The following is a 16656-nucleotide window of genomic DNA, read 5'->3' as shown; positions in this document are numbered from 1 at the left end:
GAGGCCTTATATTTCCCCGCTGCGATACGGGCTTTGGTGTGAAGACGCCACTGATAACAGAGAATAGTGACGTCTGAGATTCGGGAAAGCAGAATATTTATTTCAGTTTTGCAAAACAACGTGCTGCCGCATCAACAGTGCGTTGGATATCTTCATCTGAATGAGCGATGGACATAAAGCCCGCTTCAAACGCAGAAGGCGCCAGATAGATACCTTCATCCAGCATCAAGTGGAAGAACTGCTTGAAACGTTCCACATCGCACTTCATGACATCCTGATAACAGGTAACGCTTTGCGCATCGGTAAAGAAAATACCGAACATACCGCCAACGTGGTTAACAACCAGAGGGATGCCGGCTGCTGATGCTGCATGTTTTAAACCCGCTGCCAACGTGTCGGTCAGTTCCCCTAAACGCTGATGAACACCAATTTGGGCCACTTCTTTCAGACAAGCCAGACCGGCAGCCATTGCAATTGGGTTACCAGAAAGGGTGCCTGCCTGATAAACAGGGCCAGTGGGTGCCAGTTTTTCCATGATTTCCAGACGGCCACCAAAAGCACCCACAGGCATACCGCCGCCGATAATTTTGCCAAGAGATGTCAAATCTGGCTTAACATCGTAATACTCTTGTGCGCCACCCAGTGCGACACGAAAACCCGTCATCACTTCATCAATAATGAGCAGGGCACCAAATTCATCACACAGCTTACGCAGACCCGGCAGAAATTCTGGTAGCGGTGGAATGCAGTTCATATTACCCGCGACGGGTTCGACGATAATACAGGCGATTTCTTCTGGGTATTTTTCGAAGGCTTCACGGACAGAATTCAGGTCATTGTAAACACACGTCAAGGTGTGTTTAGCGAAATCAGCGGGAACACCTGGCGAATTGGGCTGACCAATCGTCAGGGCACCTGATCCGGCTTTTACCAGCAAGCAATCAGCATGGCCGTGGTAACAGCCTTCGAATTTAATGATTTTGTCACGGTGGGTATAACCCCGCGCCAGACGAATGGCGCTCATTGTGGCTTCTGTACCTGAGTTCACCATGCGCACCATATCCATGGAAGGAACCAGTTCAGTGACCAATTTTGCCATTTCCACTTCGGCTGCGGTTGGTGCGCCAAAACTCAAGCCACGCTCTGCGGCCTCAATAACGGCATTGCGGATAGCGGGGTGATTATGTCCGAGAACCATTGGTCCCCATGAGCCGACATAATCGATATAAGCATTGCCATCAACATCATAAAGGTAAGCACCATTCGCACGTTGAATAAAGACGGGGGTTCCACCAACACCGTTAAAAGCACGTACAGGTGAATTGACTCCACCGGGGATCACATGTTTTGCCTGAGAGTAAAGCGTTTCGGACTGGCTCATCAATAAAAGCTCCTGAAAGATAACGGGATACGGGAACGTCATTTTAAAGTACCCCACCAGGGAAGCCAAATCATCATTCTGTTCAAATTCCTCTCTCAGAACGTCAACATGCTCTGGTGCTATTCCTCACAGAGTCTAACCCCTTGACATCGACATTCGCTGTTGGATTGATGAATTATATTTCATTATTATCATCTGTATAGGCGTAAATCTCTATCTAATTCGTAGTCTATTTTACTGTTTAAAAGCTGAATTTTTGTTATGGGAGTATAAATTTCGGACTGAGTATTAGACGAAACAATAAATTTTTTCTAAATTAAACTATTATAGCCTGATGGCCTCCACTATTTTGTTGCTTCAGGCACCTTAGCCGTTTTTTAAACGAAATTCAGGTTATTTAGGGATCCTTTTATGAAGATATACAGACATGCTGTATTCCCAATAACTCTTAGAGTAGCTTTACTGTTTCCGGGTATAAGTGTTTATGCAATAGCGGACTCATCATCATGCGGCTCTTCGAACACGACGTCCATTTCCGGTGATGAGACAGAACCCTGTAATCTGTCAAGTGGTGAAAATCTTACGGTCATTAAAGGTGCATCAATTGATGCCCCTGACCAAACTTGGGCTGAGACAGGTGTTGGGGGTTCTCACAATTGGAATGATGGAAATTCTTTCATCTATGGTCAGACTTCCGTCAATACCAGCCTCAATAATTTTGCAGACAGCTTATGCTTCCAACATTACACAATGGGCGTTTATGTGGTGCTGATGTGAGGCCATGCTGTCACGCTGAGAACTAATTGATTGTATCCCATTATGCTTTTGTCAAACTCAAAGGCTGCATAATAGCTTCTTCCCAGAATTGGCCCCCCCCCGAATTTGGTATGATAATACTTTCAGCCCAGGTATTATCAATATAATCAGTGTTTGAATTAATAACTAATATACATTCTCCATCTAATCCTACGTATTGAGATATACCTCCACCCCGAGGGTTTATATAGGGGTTGATATTATCATAATCGTGACCATCTTTGAGTGTAAAAGTAAATTCACAACCAGGGTTAGGTTGACTCTGATATAAATACAAAATGGTCCAACCATTTTTTATATCTGGAAGATAAAGTGTTTTTATTGCCATTATTAATCTCTCCTTAATATTGTCCCATGGTGTATTTTATGCTTCCAACATGATTGTTGGCTGTAGCCGTTATAGTGCCATATCCTCCCTTCTGACCTTGCAGGTTTATTCTAAATTGTCCGTATTCATTTGTGGTCATTGATTGTATCGTATCGGGGTTTGAAGCAATTTCAGATACATTACTCATGTTTATGGCTGGATCTATCTTATAAGAGATGGGCGCGTTTTTAATTTGTTCAGATGTCTGTTTATCGTGAATCCGAATTGTCAGTATTTCATATTCATCACCGATTGGTTGATATCCGGTTATTGTTAGTATTGCTTCAAGAGATGGTTGCGGAGGATTTGTCTTTTTTGGTGGCTCTGTCTTTTGAATTGTGACGTAGATACTTTCAGATTTAGCTTCATTACTTAGTAAGTCAGTGATGGTATAGTAAATATCATAACTTCCGGGAGGAATAGCAGAAAAAGGTATGGTTATTTGATACGTTGGATCATCAATATTTTCATCTGTGATAAAAAATGGTATTGATGATAGATATGGCGTCAGATGTACAATGATTTTATATCCAACACGAACTTTTTCATTCTTTTTTATTATGACGACCAGTTCATCTTGGCTTATACCAATCTAACTTGAAGATGCAGGTTTTAAAATCTGAAAATTGTCAGTCAGTCGAGTCGTCAGTTCTTTCGCTTTTTCTGGCAAAGTGACATGAAAAAAGTGACGAAGGGTTTCACGAAACGTTTTCGTATCCGGGAAATAAACATTGTTACGCACTTGCTCATTCATATACTTCCACAATCGCTCAATCGGATTGAGATTCGGGCTATAGCAAAATCATCATAACATGGCATATTCAATATGCTCTGTAAACAGCTCATCAACTGAACATCTCTTTTGTCTTCTTATTGCTTTTGCTCCACCCCATTTGTGTTCTATCGGATTCAAATCAGGGCTATAAGCAGGAAGCCATTCCAGTTGACATTCGCTATCCACTATCGCTTGTCTCGTGTCATTTCTTTTGTGGAAAGACGCATTATCCATGACTATCACTGCACCGTGCGGGAGTTTTGGCAATAAATCTTGCGTTATCCATGCATGAAAGACATCCGCATTAATGCTCCCGGTAAACAAACTTAAGGTGACGAAGCGATTGTTGAGAATGGCCCCAATCACGTTAATACGGCCTTTCGCCTGCCAGTCGTGTGTACCAAAACAGCGCTGTCCTTTTTCAGCATACCCATGTGTACGTGGCATGGATTGAGCAAAACCACTTTCATCTAAGTAAACTATCGGTTTGCCTGCCTGTTCATAGCCATTGATCCGCTCGACAAACGCTTGACGAGCCTGAGGGTCAGCGCGAGGGTGTTCCAGCGTTTTTTTTATGCGTGAGCCGAAGTCGTTTCAAGGCGTAATGAATAGCCGACTGCGAGACACCTAAACGTTTTGCTCTTTCCCACTGATAATCGTCGGGAAATTTTTGGATATCCGCGATAAGCACCTCATCAGGGATTTTCATGGGAGGCTTATCACGCGTCATGCAAGGTTCTATTTTATGGCTCCACCGGAACAGGGTACGAATAGAAATCTCAAAATGGACACTCGTTTGCTCGAAAGTCAACGAATGTTTATCTTTGTATGCCAGGACTCTTTTTCGAAAATCTAGACTGTAACCCATTTCACTTTATGCCTTGTCATATTGGATTGGGATATTATGCCATATTGGTATGATTCTGCTATATAAGGCGGGAGGTAATGCAATTCAATATTCAGGACATATGCCATCTCTTTCACCAACTCGGCTCGGTGGTAACCTGCACCATCCAGAATAATATGGATTTTTTGCAAAAGTGGGTAAGTTTTCCGGAGCGCACCGAAAAAATATGCGATGCTTTCAGCATTGATACTCGGATATTCACGGATCACCGTGTCTTCAATGCGTTATAAATTGAGGATACCCAGAATATTGAAACGGGTGCGACTGCCCGTGGTTTCGACGACTTTTACCTGATTTTCTCCGTCTTTCATTCAGGCATAACTGAGCTGTCCAGCCCTCTGACGCCAAAAGCATGGCCTTGATGCGATCACAGACTCGACTGTCTCGAGTAGTCTCATGCATCAATTCAAGGGCGCGTTTTTGTTCTGGTGTCAGATGAATTTTCATGGTCGTAAGCATGATCGGATTGGGATAAGAAATCAAGCATCTTCAATGACGATTGGTATACAATCAATCACCTCTAGCTATATAATTTTTTGATAAAAAGTGGCTGCTAATAGATCTATTAACAAGCCACAGATTCCGTTAGTTAAGGCGCAACTGTACCCAAGCTCCTAATAAAAAGTTTCGATTTTTTACTATCGGCAATACGGAGATAATCGACCGCAATAGTTCCATCAACATCATCATCTGATGAATCATAACCCAGCAATTTTTCAGGCTTGATGAGAATCTTATAATAACCATCTGTTATTTCACGCTGATTCACGGTGTGATTTTCAATAACTACAATCGGTAAAGGACGTGGTGGTGAAGAGATGGTATCGACACAATATGAGATATAGGCTTTAATCGTAATCATGTCACCTGGTGCGATGGTGTGTTCTAGATTACTGGAATCTGATGGCACCCAAACCTCAAGCCCTTTTGTACCAATACTGTTGATATTGACTGACTGATATATGCCAATAAATCGACCGAATTGATCATGTAATTCCGGCGCAACCAGAGTCCGGTCTTTATCATTGGGGTCTGGGCTGTTATTGCCCCCGCTATCATAGCTTATGTAATTAGGCTTAGATCCTAATGTGTTGCCGTGTTGGTCAAGCCCAACATAGCTGATAAAATTATCACCATCGTATAGATTGCTGTAATCGACTGGTAATTTATAATATCCGTTATGTTCACGCTCTAACTGTCCAATGCATAGCTGTTTCTTATAAATGTCTTTTTCATCGTCGGTCACAAAACCGATGATGAAATCACCAGATTTAGCCCCTGGGTAATTCGGAATCATGAAATGAAAATTATCCGTTTGATCTGATCTTGTTAAAGTCGAAGATGAGTATGTTTCCTCAATGATTGGCGGTTCAAAACTGCTAGATGTGTTAATGTAGTGGTATTAATAAATATGGTTTGTTTTTGATTGTATTCTATCTCACTAAATATTGTTTCAATCCCGACGAACTGACTGAGTCCCTGAGTGGCGTATATTTTTAGGTTAACAGCAGCATTCGATGGTTTACTGATCAGGTAGTAATAATATTGATTTTCCTGATCAACATCATATGGTGGAATTTCACTCTGATCCCCGAATATTCGCAAAGGGGCCGTTGCACGAAGCGGAATATCATAGTTTGAAATTGGAACACCCTTTTTTGTCATCGGATTGATTGACGCTGAAACAAATGGGTTGGTTCCACATGGAGGTTGCCCTGTTAATTCAACAGGCTTAGCGTCATACAAATAAGCCGCTGCTCCTCTCAGTACACAAGTATCGGGATTCAGATCTGGGTTCTTAACAGGATGATAGGTTGCCTGCCCTTTCGGTTTGCTCGTCGAATCTGCGGTAAATTTGATTTCGTGATCACTGTTGCTGTCGTCAGCTTGAAATATTAGTTGCTGGGAAATTATTCCTCTAGCAATTAAGGGGGGAAATTTCTTTATTAATGTCACTCCTGATGAAGTATCGACACTAATATTCACAGTATCCAGAATACCTGGTTCATTGGTTATCAAAACAACCACACTGAATGGTTGCCCTTTGATGATGTTACCGTTTGGGGGAACTACCGTGAGTTGTCCAGCCATTATATTATCCTTTCAAAGTATAAAGTTTACTCTTCACTGAAAACCACATTTTGTGGGTGTGGTCAGCAGCAGATTTTGACTCTTTATCGAAAAATAACAGGAATGACAGTATTTATATTTAGAATTGACTTTATAGAAAATTTAACACCGAATTATTGGAAGGCTATTTTTACTGAAATTGCAAATCAGGTTATATTAAAACAAATAGGAGTCAATATAATTATGTAAATAAAATTAATATATTGAAAGTCTTTAACTACATTCCCTAATAAACTTTTCCTAACAACAAATTTGAGTAAAAAGCAAACAATATACCACCGTGTAGGTATTCCGTTATGATTGCTCGCTTTGCGAGGCAGAATGAGAGCATACTTTGATTTATTTTTATCAAAAAAGTACTTAAGTACTCGCGTGATAAGCATCATTCCCTCGTCGAATTGTTGCATTCATGTGGCAAAACTTGAACGAATCAGTCAGGTATTGGATAATCCCGGCTAACATGATCAGAAAGCATAAAATAACTTTCCGAGAATTTTTACCGGAAAACCGGACTGGAGTAAAAGTATGAGCGATGATGCTGCATTGCCTTTGCAGTTTACTGATGCCGCAGCCAATAAAGTCAAAGTACTGGTTGCTGATGAAGATAACCCGAACCTGCGCTTGCGGGTTTACATTACAGGTGGTGGTTGTAGCGGTTTCCAGTATGGTTTCACTTTCGATGATCAAATTAACGAAGGTGATATGACGATCCAGAAACAAGGGGTTGAATTGGTTGTTGACCCAATGAGCCTGCAATACCTGATAGGCGCTTGCGTGGATTATACCGAAGGGTTGGAAGGTTCCCGTTTTATTGTTGCCAATCCGAATGCAAAAACCACGTGTGGTTGCGGCTCTTCTTTCAGTGTCTAATGGGAAAATTCACTATTGCAATAAATGGCCTCTTATTTAGAAGGCCATTTTGCAAGAGACTGTCATTTTTCCGCTGTATGGGGTTATTTTTTAATTAATTATGCGGATAGTGAATAAGGTTATGGATAACGACGGTCTTATCGCTTGAATTGGCATAAGCATGGTGACAATCGGCATGAAAGCGCATGGATTCACCCGCTGAAATTTTATGCCAGGTGTCATTAAGACGCAGATCGAGTTCCCCGCTGAGTACGATAACATGCTCTATTACCCCGAATTCATGTGGAGAAGATTCACTTGAAGCACCGGGGACTAATTCTATTTTGAACAAATCAATGAAGAGTTCATCATCAAAAGGGATGAGCGGCGTGACACGCATACCTGAGTTGTTTTGCTCAAAGATCGGTAATTGATTAAATCGATGTAATTCAGGCTGAGATTGGGGAGCCGCCCCCTCTAAGAAGGTTGAGAAGGCAATATTAAAGCCTGTGGCGATTTTCCACAGTGTCGAAATTGTCGGGCTTGATTGGCCGCGTTCAATTTGCCCAAGCATCGCCTTACTGACTCCCGTCAGTTTAGCCGCCTGACTGAGGCTTAGCCCGCGGGAAGATCTTAATGATTTAAATTTTTCAGCAATTTTCGATGTGATATCACTCATTGGCGTCTGCTCAAAAAATGGATACGTAATTGAACGTTATAACGGACGATGATATTCTGACCATCGTCCGTTATAACGTCCGGCAAGGTAATGTCATATGTCTACGCTATCATTTTTCAGGGATTTTTCACCAGCAACACTTGTCACCGGGTTTGTTGCGGTGTTAGTGGGTTATGCGAGTTCAGTGGCAATAATTCTTCAGGCAGTGGCGGCAATCGGCGTTGAGCCAGCACAAATAGGGGCCTGGCTCAGTATGCTTGGCGTGGGAATGGGGATCACGACAATGGGGTTGTCCCTCTATTATCGCACTCCTATTTTAACGGCCTGGTCAACACCGGGAATTGCATTACTGGCGACAAATTTGCCGGACACATCTGTTAACGAAGCTATCGGCATTTTTATCTTCGCTTCGGCATTAATGCTGATATGCGGTGTCACCGGACTGTTTGCCAGATTAATGAATTACATCCCGCACACCATCGCGGCGGCGATGCTTGCCGGCATATTGCTTCGTTTCGGTTTGGACGCGTTTGCAATGCTACAAGTCAACTTTTGGCTTTGTGGTGCCATGTTACTTGTCTACTTAATTTTCCGGCGCTATTTTCCGTTATACGCCATAATCTCGACGCTGGCGGCTGGATTGGTTATTTGTATTCTTAGCGGTGACTTAACGTTGGCGGGTGAAAAAGTAATGTTCTCCATGCCTGAATTTGTGATGCCACAATTTAGCGCAACCACACTGATTGGTGTGGGCATTCCATTTTTTATCGTCACGATGGCGTCACAAAATGCACCCGGGATCGCAACCTTACAGGCGGCGGGATATCCTCCCCGTGCCTCCAAATTACTTATCTGGACGTCATTGATGGCAATGATCCTGGCGCCTTTTGGGGGATTTAGTATTTGTATTGCTGCAATTACAGCAGCTATTTGTATGGGAAGCGATGTCCATCCCGATCCCAATAAGCGATATGTTGCCGCTGTCAGTGCCGGTTTTTTCTATTTGTTGGCTGGCATTTTTGGTGGGGCAATTTTCTATCTGTTTAGCGCATTTCCAGCCCCGTTAATAAAAATTTTGGCCGGATTGGCACTTTTTGGCACTTTTACCAATAGCCTGAATCAAGCGATCAGGGATGAGCACACCAGAGATGCGGCAATTATCTGCTTCCTTGTCACCGCTTCGGGCGCCAATGTACTGGGTATCAGTTCAGCATTTTGGGGATTGATTGGCGGGATCATGGCTCACAGTGTGCTAAAACAACGCACCAAGATAAAAAAATAAACCAGTTAACTGGGACGATTTAACTGCTTACAAAGTTGTTCTGCCGCCCAAATAATCCTGGGTCCCGCACGGCTAAACCAGTCATCATTCAGGGCGATAATAGTAACGTTCATTTGTGGTCGCCAAAAATCGGCCACCCGTTGTTTTTGCCCTTCCATTCCACCGATGACAATGACTTCCGGTTTGCGGGTAAGTACTTGCTCACGGTTAACCTGTGGCCACGGAACGGGGCTGTCAGCGAAAATATTTTTACCGCCACAGACGGAGACAATTTCGCTTTGGATAGTATGGCTTGAGGAAGTAAAAATCGGCTGCATACCAAACTGCAAGAACACAGGCTTAGGGTTCAGGTCGGCATACTTTTGTTTTAATTGGCTGAATTGATCGCGCATATCTGTGGCTGATTTCTTGGCTATATCAGGATGTGGGCTATAGGCAGCCAGTCGTTCCAGTTCTGATGCAATATCTTCGACTTTTTTTTACATCCGAATAAAAAATGGGGATACCTAAAGCAGCGAGTTGTTCCAGAGGACGTTGGGGATTACCGCCACGCCATGCCAGAATCAGGTCAGGTTTCAGGGCGATGATCCGTTCAACATTGATGCCTTGCCAATCAGCAACGTGTTCTAACTTTTTAGCGGCTTCGGGATAATCGGAGTAAGCGCTAACTGCGACAAGCTGGTCGCCCAGCCCCGCAGCATATGCCAGCTCTGTCGTTGATGGGGCAAGGCTAATAACACGGGAAGCTGCCGCATAAAGTGGAGCACTGAAACCACACCAAAAGCTGTACAGAAGGAATAAGAATGCCAGCCAAATGGATCGGTGGGAAATTATTTTCAACCATGATTTCATTATCGATGCTCCACTGTAAAGACGCTTTATTGTTTGCTGAGTTCGGTCAGCATCGCATTGACCATCCGCGTTGATTCATGCGCTGCGACAACTAAAAACTCATCAAAACTGATATGGGACTCTTGATCGGCAACGTCAGAAATAGCCCGAACGACAACAAAAGGAATGTGATATTGATGGCAAACATGACCAATGGCTGCCGCTTCCATTTCAACCGCAGCAACTTGCGGGAAGGTAGCCCGAATGCGTGCCAATGGTTCAGAACCATTGATAAAGGCATCACCGCTGCAAACCAGACCACGGACGGCATTCAGGTTGAGGGATTGGATACATTTTTCGGCCAGGGCGATTAACTTGTCGTCAGCAATAAAGGCGGCCGGGCATTGCGCCATTTGTCCCGATTCATAGCCGAAAGCGGTAAGATCGGCATCATGGTAGCGAACTTCTTCGGAAACCACGATATCTCCGACTTTCAGATTAGGATCAAGGCCACCGGCTGAACCCGTGTTAATCACGATATCGGGCTGGCAATGCTCAATCAACAAGGTGGTGCCAAGTGCGGAGGAAACTTTACCAATACCCGATTTCAATAAGGCAATATCAACGCCATTCAGTTTACCGGTATAAATTTCGCATCCACCTCGTGACAATGTTTGCAGATCTTCAATCTGGTCACGCAATAAAGTCACTTCTTGTTCCATCGCCCCTATTACACCTATTTTCATTGTGTCATACTCGCTTATTATTAATGGATTGATGCCTTATTAACAGGCCGATTTAATCGGCAAGTGTATCATTGAATGGCTATTTACCGCAGATTCCAATTCTGAATAATCGTTATATTTGGCATGGGGGGATTAATGTCTAAGATTGATTTCAAGCAGAAGTTGAATTACCAACGCAAGTTCAGTAAATCTTCCATTCATCCCGATGATGAAGAGCAAGTGAATCGCCAATTTGAAAGTGATCGTGGGCGGATCATCAACTCAGCCGCTATCCGGCGGTTGCAACAGAAAACACAGGTATTTCCACTGGAACGTAATGCGGCGGTACGCAGTCGGCTGACGCATTCGCTCGAAGTACAGCAAATAGGGCGCTATATATCAAAAACGATTATTGCCGAGCTGTCAAAGCAGGGCTTGTTGGAAAAATATGGGTTGAGTGATCGCTTGCTGGCTTTTGAAAGTCTGGTTGAGATGGCTTGTTTGATGCACGATATTGGCAATCCCCCATTTGGTCATTTTGGCGAGGCAGCGATTAAAGATTGGTTCTCCCGCCGATTAGATCCTGACTACTCTCTCCATTCGCCGAAAACGGAGGATCGGCAGGATGCCTGTCAGGTCGCGGCATTACGCCTGACGGGAGAAGAAAAGAAAGATCTATTCCGTCGGCAATTGCGCAGAGATTTATGTCAGTTTGAAGGGAATGCTCAGGCTATCCGTCTGGCACATAATCTGCTGCGCTTGAATCTCACGTATGCCCAGATTGGCTGCATATTGAAATATACCTGTCCGGCCTATCGTCTGGAAGAGATACCGAATGAATTCAGTTACCTGATGAAGAAAATAGGTTACTACTGGTCAGAAGAGAGCTTTATCCGTGAACTGAAAAAAGAACTGGACATGGGCGATTTTTGTCGCTTCCCGCTGACCTACATTATGGAAGCCGCCGATGATATCTCATATTGCATTGCGGATTTGGATGATGCGGTAGAAAAGGATATTTTTAATGTTGAGCAGTTGGTGGAATACCTGAAAAAAGAGTGGGAAGAAAATGGGGGACACCAGAAAGGTGACCTGTTCGAATCTACCGTGATACAAGCCTATAAGAAAACCACCAATAACGAAGTCCGTCGTAATATCCACGAACAGTTTTTCATGTACTTACGGGTATTTATCACCGGAAAATTGGTGCCTTATACCGCTAAATTGTTTATTGAACATCTGCCTGAAATCTATACAGGGACATTTAATCACGCCCTGCTGGAAGGAAATGGGGAAGAACACCGTTTATTGAAGACGTTGAAAAATGTCACCCGTAAACGGGTTCTCAATCACCCTGAAGTGGAAGAGCTGGAATTACAAGGATACCAGATTATTACCGGATTGCTGGATGTCTATAAACCTTTGCTGGCACTGCCTCGTCAGGATTTTATGGAATTGAACCAGAATAATTTTCATAAAAAATACTTTATTGAAACGCGCCTGCTGCACAAACTTTCGACCAAGCATCGTTTGGCTTATGGTGAAGCGGTGGAGGGCATTGTTGCCACTGATGAGGCTGAAAAAGATGTGATCGAGTTTTATTATCGGGCACGTCTTATTCAGGACTATATCAGTGGCATGACGGATAATTACGCTTACGAAGAATATCGTAAGTTTATGGTCACAAAGTAACGGGGTAGAGTGGTACGGTATCCGCTTCCCAAAGTGCGAGATGTACCGCACTGCTTGCTTTTCCTTGCAAGCTACGGGCGTTTTCGTTCGCCACCCGAAGGCGATCCTGACAGGCGAAGGATCATTTTTGTAGAAAAAGATATTAACGGTCAGGCAGGAGAGAGCCAAACCGTTAACGATTCCTGCCAGCCTGATTTTTGCCTGAATGACCGTGCATATTCTGATAATCCCCCTATATTCTGCCAAAATCCGCCCAAAATTTGATTTAATTCGTTAATTAATTTGATTGATTAATGTGTAGAATAAATGTGCTTTGCTGTTCAATTGCGCATTTTATCTCGCTGATATTCAGCCTAATACCGAAGCCTGATTGATAAAACATAAGTTAAATTCAATGAAAAACAACAAGGAATTGCTGTACCTGCAAGAACGTGCTTACCTGCGAGAGCTGGCTGAGCACATAGCGAAAGCGTCGCCGCATCTGGCTGAATTTCTGGTTTCCTCTCATGACCCCGATATTGTCCGTGTTTTCGACGCCTTTGCGTTTTTGACTGCCAATCTGCGGGACAAGCTGGAGGATGATTTTCCCGAAATTGTTCACGGCATGCTCTCCCGTATCTGGCCGTTAGCCCTGTCGCCTATTCCGCCCACAACGATAGTCCAGTTTACGCCTGCGGATGACGAGCATCAGGGCACGGCCGAGATCCCGATCGGTACATCGGTGTCTGCCAGCCTTAACGGGCAGTGGCTCGGCTTTAAAACCTGCCGCCCTTTGCATATTGAACCGTTGATTGTGCAGGAGCGCGCCGTCAGAAAAACGGGTACCCACAGTGAAATTATCCTGACACTAGGCCAAACCGGTTCGGCATCGTCTTTCTGGCAAAGTGGTCCGCTGACGTTCTTCCTCGGCACCGACACAGCGCGTGCCGCCCAGCTCAGCCTGTGGCTGGATCAACATATCTGTGATGTCAGCCTGAACACACAGGGCGGGCGGCGAACCATTAAAAGTTTTCCTTATGGCTGGTATGGCCTGCTGGACGAGCCGTTGCTGCCCACCACCAAAAGTCCCTGTTCCGGCCTGCAACCGTTGCTGGAATACTATGCGGTGCCGGCGCTTTATAACTTTGTCACGCTGGATATCAGTAGTCGCTGTGCGCAAGTGCCGCTCAATGACGATGGCACGTTTGAGCTGATTTTGCGGTTCGAGGGCGAATTGCCGCTGGATGATGTCGAGGGGGCATTTTTGTTGGGTTGTGTTCCGGCGATTCATCTGGAAAACCAGACCAGCCCGCCTGTCCGGTTGGAAACCGGTGATCACCGCTATCCGCTGCCATTGGGGGAGTCAGTGTGCTTGTACCGGCTGCGGGAGGTTCAGGTGGTGGTGCAGCCCGAGGACAACGAGCAGCGTGGCACGCCTTATCACTGGCTGCCGATTGAGCAGTTTGTTCCCGGGCGTTTTTTCGATGACGATGAGCAGCCCGACACGTTTTACTACCAGCTCCAGACTGAATCTGATTTTCTGGGCAGAACCCGCCACCGGCTGTGCTTTTTTGATTTGACCGGCAGTCCGGCCCACACTCTGCCGGATATTGCTGTCTCGTGCTCTTTCACCGGCTACCATGAGCAGGCACGGACGCTGGAACAGGGTGCAATTACCGTGACGCCGGAAAGTGCACCGTCTCATCTTGATGTACAAAATATTATTCCTGTGGTGACCGATTATCCGCCCTTGTTACAGGAAAATAACGGCTGGCCGCTGCTCTCCTGCCTCTCCAGCCCGCCGGTGATGTTATTTGCCACTGACAGCCTGAAACAGTTTCTCCGCCTGTTTGACCCGCACCGCGAGACAAACCGTCCGCTGAGTCGCCAGTTCCAGCAACATATTGACGGCATTGTGCAGGTTAAAGAGCGCCTGACCGACCGCTTAAGGCGTGGGCAACCGATTCGTGGGTCTGTGTTGTCGCTCACGCTGGCTCCCGGTTGTTACCGCACGCCCGGTGAGATGTACCGCTTCAGCCGGTTAATCAATCAGGCGATGGCCTGCTTTATCAGCCAGTCCACGTTCGTCATGCTGGAAATTTTCACCCCGGACAACCCTGACGTGTTGTGGCAGTTCTGGCACGTCGATGGATTACGCCCGGCCATGTAAGGCATTCATGTCATAAACGAGAAGGAATAAGGAATAAACATGAAAAGTGGATTACGTTTTACCTGCCGTATCGCGGGTGTGCCGGAAGACACCTTTGCGGTCGGCGATTTTTCTTTGCAAGAGGGATTATCGGAACTGTTTACCCTCAACCTGACGCTGGTCAGGGCCGGTAACGCGAACCCGTTCAGGCCGCAGACTGAGATTGATTTGGCCTCGCTGCTAATGCAGGAAGCGGTGTTGCAGGTTTTTTATGGTGAAACGGTGCAGCGCAAAATCACCGGGATTGTCTCTCAGGCTAATTGGGTGGGCACTGACGGTAACAAGACGCACTATACCGTCACCGTCCGCCCTGCCTGCTGGCGGTTGACGCTCAATCAGGACAGCCGGATTTATCATCGGCAAAATGTCCCCGCCATCTTAAACAGCCTGCTGAAAAAACACCGGGTAAAAGCCGATTCAAAACGCTACGATACGCATCAGGACCGGGAATATGTGACCCAGAAGCGTGAATCCGATTATGATTTTTTCAGCCGGTTAGCGGCGGAAGAGGGATTCAGTTTCTGGTTTGAGGATGAAACGCTGTTTTTCAGTGACAGCCATCTGGGCATGACCGCGGGCTTGCCGCTGCAATACCAGCCCCAGCCGGAAACCGCCCACGGAACAGACACTATCTATCAGGTGCAACTGGGCGTCGGGATGAGTCCGCAACGCAGTTTCCACAAAGATTTCAACCCGGAAAAACCGCGCTATCACCTCTCCCATATGCACAGCAGCGAAGGTTTCCGCGATTTCGGCAGCCAGACCCCTTACACCGTGTTTGAGAGTTACGGGCGGTTCCAGAAAGATGCGGCCGCCAAACCGTTTTTAAAATACCGGCAGGAAGCGCTGGATAACCAGAAACAAACCGGCAGTGGCCACAGTAACTGCATCAAACTGATGCCGGGCAAAATTTTCGAGATAAAAAATCACCCCCATAAGCCTCTGAATGTTCGCTGGCAGGTGGTCAGTATCAGCCACCACGGGCGTTGCCCGCAGACACTGGGCGATAACAACGGTGACGGCACCACACTTTCCAACCATTTCAGTTTTATTTCCGGTCTGGATGATTACCGCCCGCCGTTCCACTACAAACCGCTGGCCGATGGCGATGAAACTGCCATCGTGGTCGGGCCGGAGGGCGAAGAAATCTTCGTCAATAAAGACGGGGCGATTAAAGTGCATTTCCACTGGAACCGCTATGACCCGCCGGATGATGGCGCTTCGTGCTGGGTACGGGTTGCTCAGGGCTGGAACGGTAACGGTTTTGGTTTTATGGCGATACCGCGTATCGGGCAGGAAGTGATTATCTCTTACCTCAACGGCGATATCGACCGACCGATTGTCACCGGTTGTGTTTACAACGGCCTGAACCGCCCGCCACTGGATTTACCGGCAGAAAAAACCCGCACCACGTTTAAAACCAAAACCCACAAGGGCAAAGGATTCAATGAACTTCGGTTTGAGGATGCCAAAGGCAGTGAGGAAATTTATTTCCACGGCCAGAAAGATTTTACCGCCCAGATTGAAAATGATGTGCTCTGGCATATCAAACACGACCAGAAACAACGTATTGATAACAACCGTTACCACGATATCCGCGCCGATGACCATCATCAGGTCGCCGGTTCACGCAAAATCACCACCGAAGGCGATGTATCGCACCGGATTGCCGGTAGCCAGCATACCCAGACCGGGGATGCCACCGTGATTGACAGCGGACAGGAAATTCACCTGAAAAGCGGCGGCAAAGTGGTGCTGGAAGCGGCAGCAGAAATCACATTGAAAGTGGGCGGCAGTTTTCTGAAAGTCACGCCGGGCGGCATTCTCTGTTCACCGATTAATGTCGGGCAGGGTTCAGGCGGCAGCGGGCGCGGGATTTCACTGCAATTACCGGAGGGAGTAGCGCCACTCTCACAAGTAGGGCAACTCCCGATGGCGGAAGCGCTCCCGGCAACTGAATTTCCGGTGCAACCGGCTTGTGCAGAACTGGCGCAACAGGATGCCAGTTTAGTCATTAAACCTGTTAAAGAGTAA

12 protein-coding genes and 3 pseudogenes are annotated in these 16656 nt (G+C 45.8%); 5 read left to right on the top strand and 10 right to left on the bottom strand.

The annotated features are described in order from the left end of the window. Window positions 1-97: 97 nt before the first annotated feature. From hemL to PXH59_RS11340, 7 genes and pseudogenes are all read right to left on the bottom strand, one after another. Window positions 98-1381: a glutamate-1-semialdehyde 2,1-aminomutase gene (hemL, locus tag PXH59_RS11370; protein WP_285808405.1), complete on the bottom strand. Its 1284-nt coding sequence runs from the start codon at window positions 1379-1381 to the stop codon at window positions 98-100. A gap of 817 nt (window positions 1382-2198) precedes the next feature. After that, window positions 2199-2525, bottom strand: coding sequence for a hypothetical protein (locus PXH59_RS11365; protein ID WP_285808404.1), 327 nt, complete (start codon window positions 2523-2525; stop codon window positions 2199-2201). Window positions 2526-3156: 631 nt separating this feature from the next. Then, a pseudogene (locus PXH59_RS11360) lies at window positions 3157-3903 on the bottom strand (IS630 family transposase). Next, window positions 3884-4207 carry an IS630 transposase-related protein gene (locus PXH59_RS11355; protein WP_047769920.1) on the bottom strand — a complete coding sequence of 108 codons (324 nt, stop codon included), beginning with the start codon at window positions 4205-4207 and terminating at the stop codon, window positions 3884-3886. The pseudogene PXH59_RS11360 and the gene PXH59_RS11355 overlap by 20 nt, the downstream one beginning before the upstream one ends. A gap of 62 nt (window positions 4208-4269) precedes the next feature. Then, a pseudogene (locus tag PXH59_RS11350) lies at window positions 4270-4557 on the bottom strand (transposase); the annotation flags it as partial. Window positions 4558-4835: 278 nt separating this feature from the next. Further along, window positions 4836-5543 (bottom strand): hypothetical protein, encoded by a 708-nt coding sequence (locus tag PXH59_RS11345; protein WP_285808402.1) that lies wholly within the window; start codon window positions 5541-5543, stop codon window positions 4836-4838. Between the two features lie 32 nt (window positions 5544-5575). Further along, a complete protein-coding gene (locus tag PXH59_RS11340) occupies window positions 5576-6337 on the bottom strand; it encodes a hypothetical protein (protein WP_285808400.1) in 762 nt (253 codons plus the stop codon). Between the two features lie 564 nt (window positions 6338-6901). On the opposite strand from PXH59_RS11340, the gene erpA reads away from it, so the two are divergent. Further along, a complete protein-coding gene (gene erpA / locus PXH59_RS11335) occupies window positions 6902-7246 on the top strand; it encodes an iron-sulfur cluster insertion protein ErpA (RefSeq protein ID WP_047771810.1) in 345 nt (114 codons plus the stop codon). Window positions 7247-7340: 94 nt separating this feature from the next. On the opposite strand, the gene PXH59_RS11330 is transcribed toward erpA, so the two are convergent. Beyond that, the gene (locus tag PXH59_RS11330; protein WP_285808399.1) at window positions 7341-7904 is read right to left on the bottom strand and encodes a helix-turn-helix domain-containing protein; all 564 of its coding nucleotides are present in this window, start codon (window positions 7902-7904) and stop codon (window positions 7341-7343) included. Between the two features lie 97 nt (window positions 7905-8001). Here PXH59_RS11330 and PXH59_RS11325 point away from each other — a divergent pair, with 97 nt between their 5' ends. Next, window positions 8002-9186: a benzoate/H(+) symporter BenE family transporter gene (locus tag PXH59_RS11325; RefSeq protein ID WP_285808398.1), complete on the top strand. Its 1185-nt coding sequence runs from the start codon at window positions 8002-8004 to the stop codon at window positions 9184-9186. A 5-nt stretch (window positions 9187-9191) separates the two neighbouring features. On the opposite strand, the pseudogene btuF reads toward PXH59_RS11325, so the two are convergent. Together btuF and mtnN are read right to left on the bottom strand one after the other, a co-directional pair. Continuing rightward, a pseudogene (btuF, locus tag PXH59_RS11320) lies at window positions 9192-10038 on the bottom strand (vitamin B12 ABC transporter substrate-binding protein BtuF). Between the two features lie 26 nt (window positions 10039-10064). Continuing rightward, window positions 10065-10763, bottom strand: coding sequence for a 5'-methylthioadenosine/S-adenosylhomocysteine nucleosidase (gene mtnN, locus PXH59_RS11315; RefSeq protein WP_285808397.1), 699 nt, complete (start codon window positions 10761-10763; stop codon window positions 10065-10067). Between the two features lie 135 nt (window positions 10764-10898). Between mtnN and dgt the strand changes: the two genes are divergently transcribed. The 3 genes from dgt to PXH59_RS11300 all read left to right on the top strand — a co-directional run bounded on the left by dgt (window position 10899) and on the right by PXH59_RS11300 (window position 16656). Continuing rightward, window positions 10899-12434 (top strand): dGTPase, encoded by a 1536-nt coding sequence (gene dgt, locus PXH59_RS11310; protein WP_285808396.1) that lies wholly within the window; start codon window positions 10899-10901, stop codon window positions 12432-12434. A gap of 394 nt (window positions 12435-12828) precedes the next feature. Then, window positions 12829-14583, top strand: a complete 1755-nt coding sequence (locus PXH59_RS11305) for a type VI secretion system baseplate subunit TssF (protein ID WP_285808395.1) — start codon at window positions 12829-12831, stop codon at window positions 14581-14583. A gap of 39 nt (window positions 14584-14622) precedes the next feature. Continuing rightward, the gene (locus PXH59_RS11300; RefSeq protein ID WP_285808394.1) at window positions 14623-16656 is read left to right on the top strand and encodes a type VI secretion system Vgr family protein; all 2034 of its coding nucleotides are present in this window, start codon (window positions 14623-14625) and stop codon (window positions 16654-16656) included.

The sequence above is a fragment of the Xenorhabdus bakwenae genome (assembly GCF_030272115.1).
GTDB classification, from domain to species: domain Bacteria; phylum Pseudomonadota; class Gammaproteobacteria; order Enterobacterales; family Enterobacteriaceae; genus Xenorhabdus; species Xenorhabdus bakwenae.
Note: the sequence above shows the minus strand (reverse complement) of the source record. Positions and strands in the feature narration are given on the sequence as shown.

Coding starts and splice junctions, on each gene's coding strand:
- hemL (WP_285808405.1), bottom strand. CDS start 1,381: ATGAGCCAGTCCGAAACGCTTTACTCTCAGGCAAAACATGTGATCCCC.
- PXH59_RS11365 (WP_285808404.1), bottom strand. CDS start 2,525: ATGGCAATAAAAACACTTTATCTTCCAGATATAAAAAATGGTTGGACC.
- PXH59_RS11355 (WP_047769920.1), bottom strand. CDS start 4,207: ATGGGTTACAGTCTAGATTTTCGAAAAAGAGTCCTGGCATACAAAGAT.
- PXH59_RS11345 (WP_285808402.1), bottom strand. CDS start 5,543: ATGATTCCGAATTACCCAGGGGCTAAATCTGGTGATTTCATCATCGGT.
- PXH59_RS11340 (WP_285808400.1), bottom strand. CDS start 6,337: ATGGCTGGACAACTCACGGTAGTTCCCCCAAACGGTAACATCATCAAA.
- erpA (WP_047771810.1), top strand. CDS start 6,902: ATGAGCGATGATGCTGCATTGCCTTTGCAGTTTACTGATGCCGCAGCC.
- PXH59_RS11330 (WP_285808399.1), bottom strand. CDS start 7,904: ATGAGTGATATCACATCGAAAATTGCTGAAAAATTTAAATCATTAAGA.
- PXH59_RS11325 (WP_285808398.1), top strand. CDS start 8,002: ATGTCTACGCTATCATTTTTCAGGGATTTTTCACCAGCAACACTTGTC.
- mtnN (WP_285808397.1), bottom strand. CDS start 10,763: ATGAAAATAGGTGTAATAGGGGCGATGGAACAAGAAGTGACTTTATTG.
- dgt (WP_285808396.1), top strand. CDS start 10,899: ATGTCTAAGATTGATTTCAAGCAGAAGTTGAATTACCAACGCAAGTTC.
- PXH59_RS11305 (WP_285808395.1), top strand. CDS start 12,829: ATGAAAAACAACAAGGAATTGCTGTACCTGCAAGAACGTGCTTACCTG.
- PXH59_RS11300 (WP_285808394.1), top strand. CDS start 14,623: ATGAAAAGTGGATTACGTTTTACCTGCCGTATCGCGGGTGTGCCGGAA.